Source organism: Streptomyces sp. NPDC025793 (genome assembly GCF_055558375.1).
Genome location: NZ_JBVHMR010000003.1, coordinates 1 through 14,150 on the forward strand (window position 1 = coordinate 1; position 14,150 = coordinate 14,150).

Here is a 14,150-nt window from a genome sequence, read left to right on the forward strand (position 1 = left end):
ACGACTCAATTTGCTCGACCGTCAGCACATCAGCACACAGTCACATCAACGACAGGCGACGTTGATCGTCACCCCAGATGCGGTTGCAGTACTAGGGGTTTATCGCGTCCTGCGTCCCGGCATGAACGTGAACACCGCGCCGCCCAGCAGGATCGCCGTGCCGGCCACCAGGCCCAGTGCCTTCAGGGCGCCGTGGTCGCTCGCGCCGGTGTCGGCGAGGCCGCCGGAGCCGCCGCCGGAGCCGGTGGTGCCGCTCGTGCCGCCGCCGGTGGACGTGCCGCCGGACGCGCCGCCCGGCTGCTGGCTGGTGTCCAGGGTGAGCGAGACCTCGGTCTTCGTCGGCGTGCAGGTCGTGGTCGTACCGAGCGCCTTGACCGTGAGCACGCCGGGGGACAGCGTCGAACTGCCGCTCGCGCCCGGTTTGTAGGTGCCGGTGAGGTCCGGGATGGTGATCGGGTCGCCGGACTTGATTGGGCCGGCGTTCATCGGCCCCTCCACATGCACCGTGCCCTTGTCCGCGCCGCCCAGCACCACCTCCATGGACGGCTTCACGGAGTTCGCCGGGATGTCGGCGGGGCTGTTCATCACGGACTTCTTGAACTGCACGGTGAGGTCGAAGTTCCCGCCGTTCTTCCTGGCGTTGATCTGCACCGGCGAGGTCGCGCTCTTGTCGCCGATCGGGGTCTTGCAGGCGTACGGGATCTGCACCTCCTTGCCGGTGAAGTCGGTCTGACCGCCGCCGCCGGTGGACGTGGCCGTGGGCGTGCCCGACGGGGTCGGGGTGGCCGTCGGCGTGGTCGTCGGGGTGGTCGTCGGCGTCGTGGTGGGTGTGCCGCCACCGGCGCCCGTCACCTGGATCGTCGCCGCCTTCTGGACGGTCTCCTTGGGCGTGCACTTGGTGTCGGTCGACATCGCGTTGACGGTGTACGCGTCCGGCGTCAGCGTCACCTCGCCGGCCGTCGTCAGTTTCAGGCTGCCCTTCATGTCGGACAGCACCATGTCGCCGCCCTTGGGGATCGCCGGGTTCTGCCGCGGGCCCTGCATGGCGATGTCGGCGCTCTGCGCGCCGGCCGCCTTCAGCACCCCGGACGGCTGGACCGAGTTCGCGGGCAGGTCGATGATGTTCGGGTTCTTCGACGCGGCCTGGACGAACTTCCACACGACGTCCACCGTGTCGCCGACCTTCGCGGTCGCCGGTGCGGTGATCTCGACCTTGGTGGTGCCGTCGACGGGGGTGATCCCCGCGGGCGGCACGCAGTGGGTGGCGAACGACACCTCGGCCGCCTGTGCGGGGGTCGCGGCGAAGCCGAGCAGGACGCCCGCACCGCACAGCGCCAGCGCGGCGCCCGCGGCCGTACCTCTCCTTCTGTTGCTCACGTGGGTCCCTTCGTGGTGGGAGTCGTAGGACTCGTCGGGCTGTCGGTGTGCGGTGCGGAGAGCCGGCCGGCCGGGCCGCCCGGGACGGAGTCCGGGGCGAACCACGGCAGGGTCGGGGTCGAGGGGGGCGGATCTTCGGAGCCGGAGCCGGTCCGGGAGCGGGGCAGCGGCAGGCGCAGGGCGGGCAGACGCACGCCGCGGGTGCGGTGGGCGCCGCCGGGGCGAGGGGGCCGTACCCGGTCCACGACGGCCATGCCGATCCGGAACAGCGCGGCCGGGACCACGAGGCAGAGCAGCAGCCAGAACAGGGTCACGCCCCAGGGCCGGCCCACGCCCCACGGCTGCTCGGCGAGCACCTTGCCGTCGTACTTCAGGGACACGGTGTAGTCGCCGTGGGCCCCGGCCGTCAGCTCGACGGGCAGCTTGACCTGCGCCTTCTTACCGGGCGCCAGAGTGCCCTGCCACTGCCGGTCGTCCCACTGCGGCGCGAAGACGCCGTGCGCGGAGCCGACCTGGAACACCGGGTCCTTGATCGCGCTCGTGCCGGTGTTGCCGATCGTGAAGACCAGGCTGCGGCTCGGCGGCGCCCCGAACCAGGTCAGCAGGCCGCTCGAACCGGTCAGCCGGGTGTCCGACAGGATCGCCAGCCGACCGCCGGACGGCTCGGCGGGCAGCGGGGCGACCGGATGCCCGGCGACCTCCAAGGCCGCGTCCGCCGTCGCCTGCGCCCCGGTGACCGTGGCCACGTGCACCACACAGGGGCAGGGCACGGGCGGTTCGGCGACCGGGAGTCCCTTGCTGAAGGCGCCCTGCGCGTCGGTGGTCACGGCTCGGCCGTCGCCGTTGGCACAGGAGTTGGTGCCGCCGATCACGCCCCGGGCGGGTGTGGCGCGACCACACACCAGCAGCATCAGCAGCGTGTTCGGCCGCCAGCCCGTACCGCTCGCGGTGACCGAGCCGCCGGTGCCGGCCTGGGTCGTGGACAGTTTCACGGTCGGGCCGTCCGCCGCGTGCGCCGGGGCGGCGAGGGGGAGGGCCGCGCAGAACAGAAGCAGCGCGAGCACCGTCGCGCCCACCGGCCGCCGCGCACGCCCCACATGTCCGCTCACTTCACCGCGCCTTCCGTCAACTCAAGGTCAGGACACGGGAGTTCGGCAGACCCCTGCGGGACGTCCGCCGGTGCGCGGCCCCGTCGGCGGCGTACGGCGAACAGCGCGCCCGCCCCGGCCAGGACGACACCGCCCGCCCCCGCCGACGGCGCCCACGGCACGAACCGGGCCGACGCGGCCGCCGTGTCGCGCGCGCCGCCCGGCGCCGTGACCGTCAGCCGTACGTCGACGGCGTCCAGCGCGGGCCGGTCGGGCCAGGGCTCGGTGAGCCGCACCCGGGCGCCGGGGCGCACCCGGAGCGCAAGGGCGCGCGGGGCGCGGTCCAGCACCAGGCCGAACACGCCGTCCGCGCGCACCGCGAGGGTCGGCGCGAGCACGGTTGTACCCCGGTTGACCAGGTCGTACGTGATGCTGTGGGCGTGCACGGCGAGGTGTTCGACGGTCAGCGCGGCGAGCGCCGGACCGCCCACCCGGAGCCGGACCGGCACGCTCACGGTGCGTCCCTTCGTGTCCCGTACGACGACGGCGCCGGAGCGGACTCCGGGTGCGTCGCCGGCCGGGACGGTCACCGTGAAGGGCACCTCGGCGCGGGTGCGGGCGGGGACCCGCAGCGACGGCCGGGCGAACACGGTCCGCAGGCCGGTGCCGGAGAACCGGACGGCGAGCGGCGCGCGCCCGGAGTTGGTGACGGACACCGCGTCCTGGAGGACGGTACCGGGCGGGCCTTCGGCGTAGAAGGACGGCCGGCCGCCGCCGACGGGTGCGACGGACCAGCCCGGGTCCGCGGCTGCGGCGGGCGGCGCCGCGCCCAGCACGGCGAGGAGCAGACAGGCGGCCAGGGGCAGGGGGCGGGTCAGGGCGCGGGCGGCGGACGGCATGGGCGGCTCCAGCGGTGGCCAGGGGGCGGCGGCGTACGGCTCGACCGGGGTCAGCGGCGTACGGACTGCCCGCGGCGGGTCAGCCACAGCGCACCGGCCGCGCCGGCGAGGAACACCGTCGCGCCGAGCGTGCCGAGGGCGACCGCCGAGTCCTCGGGGCCGGTCTGCGGGAGCTGTCCGGCGGCGGAGGTGCCGCCCGAGGCCGACGAGGACGACCCCGCGGAGGACGAGCCGCCCGAGGAGGAGGAACCGCCGGCCGCCGTCACGTCCAGGGTCAGGCCCGGCCCCGGGCTGTTGGTCGGCGTACAGGTCGTCGTCGTACCGAGCGCCTTGATGGTGAGCGTGCCCGGTGTGAAGGTGACCTTGCCGGTCTTGTTCGGGGTGTACGTCCCGCTCAAGTCACTGATCTTGATGGGCGTGTTGGCGGGGATCGCGGCCGCGTTGGGGGGCCCGCTGACCGGGAGCGAGCCGCTGTCGGCGCCGCCCAGCCGGATGGTGGCGCTCGGGGTCATCGCCCCCTTGCCCAGCTCGACCGGGCTGGAGGAGACACCCTTCTGCCAGGACATCGTGATCTTGTAGTTGGCGCCGCTCTTGACGCCCGTCATGCTGATGGGCGAGACGGCGCTCTTGACCCCGATCGGCGTCTGGCAGCGGTAGTTGACGTCGACGACATCGGCATGCGCCGCGGGCGCCGCCAGCAGCAGCACCGACCCGGCGAGGGTCGCGGCGGACGCGAGCGCGGCGGTTCGTTTCGGGTACGACACGATCGGCCCACCCCATTCCTGACGGTTCATCAGATGGGCCGTCAAGGTACGCCGGGGCGCGTGAGGAAGGAAGAGACGGTACGGGGGAGGATTCGTGACGAAGACGGTCCGCGGGCGGCGAGCTCAGGAGCTGCGGCAGCCCGACGGCGCTCACAGCGGGGCGCCCAGCTCCGCCCACACCGTCTTGCCCGCCCGCCCCGGGGCCCGGACGACCCCCCAGTCCAGGCAGAGCCGCTGCACGATGAACATCCCGTGGCCACCCGGGCGGCCGGCCCGGTGCGGGGTGCGCGGGGCCGGCTGGCCGGTGCCGCGGTCGGAGACCTCCAGCCGGATCACCTTGTCGTCACGGACGAGGACGAGTTCGTCGGGGCCCTCGGCGTGCAGGCAGGCGTTGGTGACCAGTTCGGAGACGACGAGCAGCACGTCCTCGGCGGCGGCGCGCTGGTCGGCGGTGGCGGCGGGCAGCCAGCCCCACGCGTACAGCGCCTGGCGCGCGAAGTCGCGGGCGAGCGGGACGACCCCGCTCTCGCCCTCCAGGGTCAGCCTGCGGGTCTGCCGCCCGCCGACGCCCTGCGTACCGCCGGCGTCCCCGGCCTGCGCGTCCGTCTCCGCCCGCACGGGCATGCCCGCGGCCGCCGCCTCCATGGGCGCGCCCGTGCCCGGCGCACCCTCCTCGGACGCCCCGGAAGCGCCGCTGGACTCCGGGCCGCGGTCGCCCGGCGAGCAAGGCCGGGTGGTGCTCATCAGCGCTTCACCTCACCGATCCACCAGTTCACGTTTCAAAGGCCGACAGCGGTCCGCACCGACCGGCCGCCACCTGCCCACTCCTGCTTACTTCTGCCCACTCCCGTGTCCACTCCCGCCCCCTCCTGCCCTCTCCTGCCCGACCGATCCGGCGGAACACCCCCCGATTTCGTCACAAGGGGGGCGCGGGACACGAACGCCGTCCGACGGAGCGGCGGGCGGGAGCGCGGGCAGGGCGCGAAGGACGGGGCGAGCGGGGCCGGGCGGACTCAGTCGGCGCCGGGCGCCAGGGCCGCGGCCACGGAGTCGTGCACGGTGAAGACCGCTTCGGCTCCTGTGATCTCGAACACGCGGGCCACCACCGGCTGCATCCCCGCCAGATGGACCCCGCCGCCGGCGGCCTCGGCCTTCAGCCGGGCGCCGAGCAGGACGTTCAGGCCCGTGGAGTCGCAGAACTCCAGGCGCGTGCAGTCCACGACGAGGCGCGAGAAGCCCTTGGCCAGAAGGTGGTCGAGGGGCTCGCGCAGCAGATCGGCGGTGTGGTGGTCAAGCTCACCCGCCGGCTGGACGACGGCACTGGAGCCCTCTTCCCGCACCTCCACCAGGAGCCGGCCCGACTGTGCGCTGCCGACCATCCCGTGGTCCATGCCGTTCTCTCTCCCGAGGTCGTGGCCGCTGATGCCCTCGAACATTACGCCTTCCGAACGCACTCCGACACCTGAACAACCTCACATATTCGGACATATGCGAACGGAACGCACTTGCGATCGCCTCACGGAAGCCGGTAGGGCTAGTAAGGACACAAACCCCACCGGGCCGCGACGGCCCACGTCGGCTTTGGAGGCGCCGCACTCCGCAGTGCACGCATTGGCATCGGCAGCCATACGCCGAGAACGATGGAGGACACCATGTCACCCCGGCTCGACGCATCGCATACCCAGTCCGCGACGTCGACACCCCCACCGGAACAGCTGGATCGGACCATCGACCCCCTCGACCCCGTCGAGGGACTCCCGGAGATCCCGCCGTACGACGAGATCGGCCCGGTCGACGCGCGGGCCCTGTCCAAGACCCTCTTCGAGCGTCTCGCGACGCTGGAGGAAGGGACGCACGAGTACGCGTACGTCCGCAACACTCTCGTCGAGCTGAATCTCGCACTCGTCAAGTTCTCGGCCTCGCGCTTCCGCTCCCGCAGCGAGCCGATGGAGGACATCATCCAGGTCGGCACGATCGGCCTGATCAAGGCGATCGACCGCTTCGAGCTGTCGCGCGGGGTGGAGTTCCCCACCTTCGCGATGCCGACGATCATCGGCGAGATCAAGCGGTTCTTCCGTGACACGTCATGGTCCGTGCGCGTCCCGCGCAGGCTTCAGGAACTCCGCCTCGACCTGGCCAAGGCCGGGGACGAGCTGGCCCAGAAGCTGGACCGCTCCCCCACGGTCGCCGAGCTGGCCGAGCGGCTCGGCCTGAGCGAGGACGAGGTCGTCGAGGGCATGGCCGCCTCGAACGCCTACACCGCCTCCTCGCTGGACGCCCAGCCCGAGGAGGACGAGACCGAGGGCGCGCTGGCGGACCGGATCGGGTACGAGGACCACGGGCTGGAGGGCATCGAGTACGTCGAGTCCCTCAAGCCGCTGATCGCCGAACTCCCGTCCCGGGACCGGAAGATCCTCTCGCTGCGCTTCGTGGCGAACATGACCCAGTCGGAGATCGGTGACGAACTCGGCATCTCCCAGATGCATGTGTCCCGGCTGCTCTCCCGCACACTGGTGCGCCTGCGCAAGGGGCTGACGGTGGAGGAGTGAGCTCCGCCCCGCGACCCCGCGACGCCGTTCCGAGGTGACACCGCCGCAGCGACGGCCCGGCCGCCGGCCCGCACCGGCACCGGGCCGCTGCGGCGTGTGCGGGCGGGTGACGCATGTGCGGGCCGGCTGACGCATGTGCCCCCAACCGTTATCCGGTTACCCCGGGAAACCTCTTTTCCCGCCCGGCACCCTCCACCACCATGGGCCCACAAACCGGCCGGTAGGTCGGACGGGGGCCCGGGCTGCGCGGCCGCCCGGCGTCGCGAGGAGGCGGGACGATGGCTCAGGGGGACGACGCCGGGGCGGACGGGGCCGGGGCGGACGGGGCCGTACCGGAAGGCGGCGCGCCGGAACGAGGCATGCCGGCAGGGGACACATCGGAGAGCGGCTTGGCGGACGCGCCGGACTCGCGCCTCGCCGAGCTCCTCCGCACACCCATCCCCACGGCGTACCCCGCGTTGCAGGAACTGCGCCGACGGCACCACCCGGCGGTCCTCGCCTACGCCCGGCTGTGCGCGGCGAGCGAGTCCGCCGCCCGCCGGCTGGCGGCCGAGACCTTCACCACGGCGGCCCGCGAAACGGCGCGCGGCGTCGACCCGGCCGTCCCGCTGCGCCACCGCCTCCTGCTGCTGACCGCCCGGCTGGCGACGGCCTGGGCGCGCGACGAGCGCTCCACGGGAGTCGATCCCGGCCTGCTGCTCGTGCGGAACGCGTCCGGCCTGCCCGACGGCCCCGTGCCGCCCCTCCTCCCGGCGTTCCGCTCGCTGCCCTCCCGCACCCAGGGCCTGCTCTGGTACGGCGTACTGGAACAGGAGCCGCAGGAGCGCACCGCCGCCTTCCTCGGCCTGAGCCGCACGGACGTGACGTACGGCACCCCGCAGGCCCTCACCTCCCTGTCCCGGGCCTGCCTGCGCCTGCGCCTGGCCGCCTCCGACGACCCTCGCTGCGCCGACTTCCGCCGGCTGATCGAGGAGGCGGTACGGCCGGACGGCCCGCGCCACAGCGCCGACCTGGACGCCCACAGGGCGCGCTGCCCGCACTGCACGGCCGCCTACGAGGACCTGCGGGCCCTGCGGGACGCACCCCGGCCGACCCTGGCGGAGGGCCTGCTGCCCTGGAACGGCGCGGCGTACCTGCGCACCGAGGAGCCACCGGCCACCGCCGGCCCGCCCGCCGCCCGGCCGGGAGCGACGTGGCCCGCCGGGCGCCGCGCCCTGCTGACCTCGGCGGCCCTGGGCGTGGCCCTGATCCCGCTCCTGGTCTTCCTGCTCACCCCGGACCGCACCCGGGAGCGGGAACCGGTGTCGGCGACCCCGCCCCCTCCCCCGGTGACGGCGACGGCGACGGTCTCGGTGCCCCCGCGCCCGTCCGCGTCCGCGTCCCCGTCAGGCTCCTCGCACTCCCCCTCCCCCAGTGGGACTTCCCTTGGCCCGACCACACCGGCACCGGCACCCACACCGCGCCCCACGCCCTCGTCCACACCCCCGGGAACGTCGTACGCCCAGGTGGTGAACCTCGCCACGGGCCGCTGTCTGGACATCCGCGACGGCGACCCGGAGCAGGGCAACGACGTCGTCACGGCCCCCTGTTCCGACTCCCCGACCCAGCGCTGGCGCGTGGACACCCGCCTGGGTGTGGTCCGTTCGGCGGCCGACGACTCGTTCTGCCTGGACAGCCGGGGCGCGACCGACCGGGGCGTCGGCGTCTGGACCTGCGACTCGGTCCAGGGCCGCAACGGCGCCAACCTCCGTTTCACCGTCACCCCCGACGGCACGATCCGCCCGGCCATCGCCCCGGACACGGCGGTGACCCCCGACGGCCGCCACGACGTCTCCCTGAACCCGCTGGACGGGGGCGACGAGCAGCGCTGGCGGGCAGGGGCTGCCTGAACTCCGCGAACGGCGCGGGCCGTTCAGACCACCCGCTCCCCCCGCCGCCACACCCCGCTGACCAGGGGCACGCCCGGCCGGTAGGCGAGGTGGACGTGGCTCGGCGCGTCCAGGAGGGTCAGGTCGGCGCGGGCGCCCGGGGTGAGGCGGCCGATGTCGGTGCGGCGCAGGGCCGCCGCACCGCCCGCCGTGGCCGACCAGACCGCCTCGTCCGGGGTCATCCGCATGTCGCGCACGGCCAGGGCGATGCAGAAGGGGACGGAGGAGGTGAAGGACGAGCCCGGGTTGCAGTCCGTGGACAGGGCGACCGTCACGCCCGCGTCCAGCAGGCGGCGGGCGTCCGGCCACTCGGCGCGGGTGGAGAACTCGGCGCCGGGCAGGAGGGTGGCGACCGTGGCGCTGTTCGCGAGGGCGTCGACGTCCTCGTCGGTCAGGTGCGTGCAGTGGTCGGCGCTGGCCGCGTCGAGTTCGACGGCGAGCTGGACGCCGGGGCCGTAGGAGAGCTGGTTGGCGTGGATGCGGGGGTGCAGGCCCTTCGCCCTGCCGGCGGTGAGGATCGCGCGGGCCTGGTCGCCGTCGAAGGCCCCCTTCTCGCAGAACACGTCGATCCAGCGGGCGTGCGGGGCGCAGGCGTCCAGCATCTCGCCGGTGACCAGGGCGACATAGGCGGCCGGGTCGTCGGCGTAGTCGGGGGAGACGATGTGCGCGCCGAGGTACGTCACCTCGTCGGTGTGGCGCGCGGCGATGCGCAGGGCGCGGGACTCGTCCTCGACCGTGAGGCCGTAGCCCGACTTCGTCTCGAAGGTGGTGGTGCCCTGACGGAGCGCCTCCGCCAGGTGGTGGGTCAGATTCGCCTCCAGGTCCGCGTCGCTCGCGGCGCGGGTGGCCGCGACCGTGGTGCGGATGCCGCCCGCCGTGTAGGAGCGGCCGGACATACGGGCGTTGAACTCCTGGGTGCGGTCGCCCGCGAAGACCAGGTGGGAGTGGGAGTCCACGAAGCCCGGCAGCACCGCCCGGCCGCCCGCGTCGACCCGGTTGTCAGTGGCGGGTGCTTTGCTGGATTCACCGGTCCACGCGACGCGGTCGCCGTCGAAGACGACGGCCGCGTCCTGGATCAGACCGAGAGGGGAGCCGTCACCGAGGGAGGGGTCGTTGGTGACCAGCGTGGCGATGTTGGTGATGACGGTGCTGCTGCTCATGGTGTCCTCGTGGGTGGTGGTCAGGAGCGGAGGGCTTCGACTGCCCGCGCGAGGGCCTGCGGCACGTCGGGTACGAGCGTGTGCGCCCCGTCGCGTACGACCTGCCGCCCGCCCACGACCGTGTGCCGTACGTCCGCCCCGGTCGCCGCGAATACGGCCGTCTCGGCGCCCAGTCGGGGCAGCGGACCCGCTGTCCTGACCGAGTCGAGGGCGATCGTCGTGAAGTCGGCGAGAGCGCCCGCCTCCAGCGTGCCGGCCTCGTCCCAGCCGAGGGCGGCGTGGCCGTCGGCGGTGGCGGCCCGCAGCAGGGAGTTCGCGGTCCAGTGGCCCCGGGTGCGGGTGCGCAGCCGCTCGTTCAGCTCCATCGCGCGCGCCTCTTCGAGCAGGTCGATGACGGCGTGGCTGTCGGAGCCGAGCGAGAGCGGGGATCCGGCCCGCTGGAGGGCGACGGCCGGGCCGATGCCGTCGGCGAGGTCGCGCTCGGTCGTCGGGCACATGCAGGTGCCGGTGCCCGAGCCGCCGAGCAGGGCGATGTCCTCGTCCGTGAGGTGGGTGTTGTGCACCCCGGTGGTGCGCGGCCCGAGGACACCGTGGTCGGCGAGCAGCCGGGTGGGCGTGCAGCCGTGGGCGGCCTGGCAGGCGTCGTTCTCGGCGGTCTGCTCCGACAGGTGCACGTGCAGCGGGGCCCGCCGTTCCTCGGCCCATCGGCCCACGGTCGCCAACTGGGCGGCGGGCACGGCCCGTACGGAGTGGATCGCCGCCCCGATCCGTGCGTGATCCCGTTCCTTGAGAACTGCACAGCGTTCGGCCCAGGCCTCCGCGCTGCCGTCGGAGAACCGCAGTTGGTGGGCGTTGGGGGCCTCGCCGAATCCGGCGGAGAGATAGCAGGTGTCGAGGAGGGTGATCCGGATGCCGGCCTCGGCGGCGGCCCCGATCAGCGCCTCGCCCATGGCGTTGGGGTCCGCGTAGGGGGTGCCGCCGGGCGCGTGGTGCACGTAGTGGAACTCGCCGACGGCCGTGATGCCGGCGAGGGCCATCTCGGCGTACACCGCGCGGGCGAGCGCGTGGTAGGTCTCCGGGCTGAGCCGGTCGGCGACGGAGTACATCACCTCGCGCCAGGTCCAGAAGGTGCCGCTGCCGACCTGGACGGTGCCGCGCAGCGCCCGGTGGAAGGCGTGGCTGTGGGCGTTGGCCAGGCCGGGCAGGGTCAGGCCGCGCAGCACCTCGGCGCCGGGCGGCGGGGCGGTGACACCGGTGCGGACGGCGCTGATCCGCCCGTCTTCCACGTCCAGGGCGACGCCCGGCTCGACGGTGGTGTCGAGCCAGGCGTGCTCCAGCCAGTAGGTCGCCTTGGTCACGTGCGGGCCAGCCCTTCCAGTACGTCGGCGAGCGCGTGCACCCCGGCCAGGCAGTCGTCCTCGGCGGCGGACTCGGCCGGGGAGTGGGAGACCCCGGTGGGGTTGCGCACGAACAGCATGGCGGTCGGAATGCTCCCGGAGAGGATTCCGGCGTCGTGTCCGGCCCCGGTCCCGAGGACGGGGACGGTCAGGCCGGTGTCCTTGCCCAGGATGCGGCCGAGTTCGTCGCGCAGGGCGTGGTCGAACTCGACGACGGGGGTGAAGGACTCCCGGACGACGTCGAGGTCGATGCCGTGGGCGTCCGCGTACTCCCGGGCCGCCTTCTCGATGCCGCCGACCACCGTGTCCAGGGTGTCCTGGTCGGCGGCGCGGGAGTCGAGCCAGCCGCGCACGAGGGAGGGGATGGCGTTGACCCCGTTGGGCTCGACGGAGATCTTCCCGAAGGTGGCCACGGCACCGGCGAGCGCGGCCTCCCGGCGGGCGGCGAGCACGGTCTCGGCGTAGGACAGCATCGGGTCGCGCCGGTCCACCAGCCGGGTGGTGCCGGCGTGGTTGGCCTCGCCCCGGAAGTCGAACCGCCAGCGTCCGTGCGGCCAGATGGCACTGGCGATGCCCACCTGGTCCCCGGACAGGTCCAGCGCCCGGCCCTGCTCGACGTGCAGCTCGACGAAGGCGCCGATCCGGGCCAGCCGCTCGGGGTCGGCCCCGATGGCGTCGGGGTCGTACCCCGCGGCCTCCATGGCGCGCGGGAGCGTGACCCCGTCCGCGTCGGCCAGCAGGTGCGCCTGCTCGACGGTCAGCTGCCCGGCGGTGAGCCGCGACCCGACGCAGGCGAGCCCGAACCGGGCGCCCTCCTCGTCGCCGAAGTTGACGATGGCCAGGGGCTTGCCGAACCGCACGCCCCGGCCGCGCAGTTCATCGAGCGCGGCGAAGGAGGACACGACCCCGAGGGGCCCGTCGAAGGCCCCGCCGTCCGGCACGGAGTCGAGATGCGACCCGGTGACGACGGCGTCCCCGGCCGCCGGGTCACCGAGCCAGGCCCACTGGTTCCCGTTCCGGTCGACCTCGTAGGCCAGCCCGCGCGTCTCGGCCTGCTCCTTGAACCAGGCCCGGCACTCGGCATCGGCCCCGGTCCAGGCGTACCGCCGGTAGCCACCGGAGTCGGAGTTCCGGCCGACGGGGAGAAGCTCGCGCCACATCTCCTGGAAGGAGGGCGTGCGGTGGCCGGCGGGGCCGACGGACGGTGTGCCGTCGGCCCGTACCGGCCGGGGCGCGGCAGAGCGCTGGGTCACGCGCCGTCACCCTCACGCATCGGCACCCGGACCCCCCGCTCGGCCGCGACCGACTCGGCGATGTCGTACCCGGCGTCCACGTGCCGGATGACGCCCATGCCCGGGTCGTTGGTGAGCACGCGACGGATCTTCTCGCCGGCGAGCTTCGTGCCGTCGGCCACGCTGACCTGCCCGGCGTGGATGGACCGTCCCATGCCCACGCCGCCACCGTGGTGGATGGAGACCCAGGAGGCACCGGAGGCCACGTTCACCATGGCGTTCAGCAGCGGCCAGTCGGCGATGGCGTCGGAGCCGTCGAGCATGGCCTCGGTCTCGCGGTACGGCGAGGCCACGGAGCCGCAGTCCAGGTGGTCGCGGCCGATCGCCAGCGGGGCGGCCAGCTCGCCGGAGGCGACCATGTCGTTGAAGCGCTCGCCGGCCTTGTCGCGCTCGCCGTAGCCGAGCCAGCAGATGCGCGCGGGCAGGCCCTGGAAGTGGACGCGCTCGCGGGCCATCGTGATCCAGCGGGCCAGGGACTCGTTCTCCGGGAACAGCTCCAGGATCGCCTTGTCGGTCTTGGCGATGTCGGCCGGGTCGCCGGAGAGCGCGGCCCAGCGGAAGGGGCCCTTGCCCTCGCAGAACAGCGGGCGGATGTAGGCGGGGACGAAGCCGGGGAAGGCGAACGCGCGGTCGTACCCGGCGAGTTGGGCCTCGCCGCGGATGGAGTTGCCGTAGTCGAAGACCTCGGCGCCTGCGTCCATGAAGCCCACCATGGCCTCGACGTGCTTCGCCATGGACTCACGCGCACGCGTGGTGAAGCCGGCCGGGTCCTTGGCGGCGGCGTCGGCCATGTCCTCGAAGGCGACGCCCACCGGCAGGTACGACAGCGGGTCGTGGGCGGAGGTCTGGTCGGTGACGATGTCGATCGGCGCGTTCATCGCGAGCAGCTGCGGGACCAGCTCGGCGGCGTTGCCGAGGACGCCGACGGAGAGCGGGCGGCGGGCGTCGCGGGCCTCGGTGGCGAGCTGGAGGGCGTGGTCCAGCGAGTCGGCCTTCACGTCGAGGTAGCGGTGCTCGATGCGGCGCTCGATGGCGCGCGGGTCGCAGTCGATGCAGATCGCGACGCCGTCGTTCATGGTCACGGCGAGCGGCTGGGCGCCGCCCATGCCGCCGAGGCCGGCGGTGAGGGTGATCGTGCCCGCGAGGGTGCCGCCGAACTTCTTCGCGGCGACGGCGGCGAAGGTCTCGTAGGTGCCCTGGAGGATGCCCTGGGTGCCGATGTAGATCCAGGAGCCGGCGGTCATCTGGCCGTACATGGTCAGGCCGAGGGCCTCCAGGCGGCGGAACTCCTCCCAGTTGGCCCAGTCGCCGACCAGGTTGGAGTTGGCGATGAGGACGCGCGGGGCCCACTCGTGGGTCTGCATGACGCCGACCGGGCGGCCGGACTGGACCAGCATGGTCTCGTCCTGCTTGAGGGTCCTCAGGGTGCGGACCATCGCGTCGAAGGAGCGCCAGTCACGGGCGGCCTTGCCGGTGCCGCCGTAGACGACGAGCTTGTCGGGGTGCTCGGCGACCTCGGGGTCGAGGTTGTTCTGGAGCATCCGCAGGGCGGCTTCCTGCTGCCATCCCAGGGCACTGAGTTCCGTGCCGCGCGGGGCTCGTACGGGGCGGGGTCCCGACATCGTCTGCCTCCTCCTGTTGCTATGTCTATTCACATCCTGACTTCCTGAATAGACCTAGTCAATACATCGGGGGG

General features: G+C 73.5%; 12 protein-coding genes. 2 read left to right on the forward strand and 10 right to left on the reverse strand.

Annotated features, from left to right (window positions below):
* Window positions 1-99 precede the first annotated feature (99 nt).
* From ACZ4MF_RS07400 to ACZ4MF_RS07425, 6 genes are all read right to left on the reverse strand, one after another.
* Entirely contained in the window at window positions 100-1,377 is a 1,278-nt protein-coding gene (locus ACZ4MF_RS07400; RefSeq protein ID WP_467490705.1) for a hypothetical protein, read from the reverse strand.
* The gene (locus ACZ4MF_RS07405; RefSeq protein ID WP_467490707.1) at window positions 1,374-2,486 is read right to left on the reverse strand and encodes a hypothetical protein; all 1,113 of its coding nucleotides are present in this window, start codon (window positions 2,484-2,486) and stop codon (window positions 1,374-1,376) included. Before ACZ4MF_RS07405 ends, ACZ4MF_RS07400 begins: the two co-directional genes overlap by 4 nt.
* Complete coding sequence (locus ACZ4MF_RS07410) at window positions 2,483-3,364, reverse strand: hypothetical protein (protein ID WP_467491551.1); 882 nt, start codon at window positions 3,362-3,364, stop codon at window positions 2,483-2,485. The genes ACZ4MF_RS07405 and ACZ4MF_RS07410 overlap by 4 nt, the downstream gene beginning before the upstream one ends.
* A gap of 50 nt (window positions 3,365-3,414) precedes the next feature.
* Window positions 3,415-4,128, reverse strand: a complete 714-nt coding sequence (locus ACZ4MF_RS07415) for an LPXTG cell wall anchor domain-containing protein (protein ID WP_362821494.1) — start codon at window positions 4,126-4,128, stop codon at window positions 3,415-3,417.
* 150 nt (window positions 4,129-4,278) lie between these two features.
* Window positions 4,279-4,872, reverse strand: coding sequence for an ATP-binding protein (locus ACZ4MF_RS07420; protein ID WP_467490709.1), 594 nt, complete (start codon window positions 4,870-4,872; stop codon window positions 4,279-4,281).
* Between the two features lie 269 nt (window positions 4,873-5,141).
* Complete coding sequence (locus tag ACZ4MF_RS07425) at window positions 5,142-5,519, reverse strand: STAS domain-containing protein (protein WP_356027327.1); 378 nt, start codon at window positions 5,517-5,519, stop codon at window positions 5,142-5,144.
* Between the two features lie 249 nt (window positions 5,520-5,768).
* Here ACZ4MF_RS07425 and ACZ4MF_RS07430 point away from each other — a divergent pair, with 249 nt between their 5' ends.
* Together ACZ4MF_RS07430 and ACZ4MF_RS07435 are read left to right on the forward strand one after the other, a co-directional pair.
* Entirely contained in the window at window positions 5,769-6,677 is a 909-nt protein-coding gene (locus tag ACZ4MF_RS07430) for an RNA polymerase sigma factor SigF (RefSeq protein WP_071374639.1), read from the forward strand.
* A 359-nt stretch (window positions 6,678-7,036) separates the two neighbouring features.
* The gene (locus ACZ4MF_RS07435; protein ID WP_467491552.1) at window positions 7,037-8,566 is read left to right on the forward strand and encodes a ricin-type beta-trefoil lectin domain protein; all 1,530 of its coding nucleotides are present in this window, start codon (window positions 7,037-7,039) and stop codon (window positions 8,564-8,566) included.
* Between the two features lie 23 nt (window positions 8,567-8,589).
* Here the strand turns inward: ACZ4MF_RS07435 and hutI are convergent, their stop codons facing one another.
* From hutI to hutU, 4 genes are all read right to left on the reverse strand, one after another.
* On the reverse strand, window positions 8,590-9,765 hold the full coding sequence (gene hutI, locus ACZ4MF_RS07440) for an imidazolonepropionase (protein ID WP_467490711.1): 1,176 nt from the start codon (window positions 9,763-9,765) through the stop codon (window positions 8,590-8,592).
* A 20-nt stretch (window positions 9,766-9,785) separates the two neighbouring features.
* The gene (locus ACZ4MF_RS07445) at window positions 9,786-11,123 is read right to left on the reverse strand and encodes a formimidoylglutamate deiminase (protein WP_467490713.1); all 1,338 of its coding nucleotides are present in this window, start codon (window positions 11,121-11,123) and stop codon (window positions 9,786-9,788) included.
* Entirely contained in the window at window positions 11,120-12,322 is a 1,203-nt protein-coding gene (locus ACZ4MF_RS07450) for an allantoate amidohydrolase (protein ID WP_467491553.1), read from the reverse strand. Before ACZ4MF_RS07450 ends, ACZ4MF_RS07445 begins: the two co-directional genes overlap by 4 nt.
* A gap of 89 nt (window positions 12,323-12,411) precedes the next feature.
* Entirely contained in the window at window positions 12,412-14,076 is a 1,665-nt protein-coding gene (gene hutU, locus ACZ4MF_RS07455) for a urocanate hydratase (protein ID WP_071374642.1), read from the reverse strand.
* Window positions 14,077-14,150: the final 74 nt, after the last annotated feature.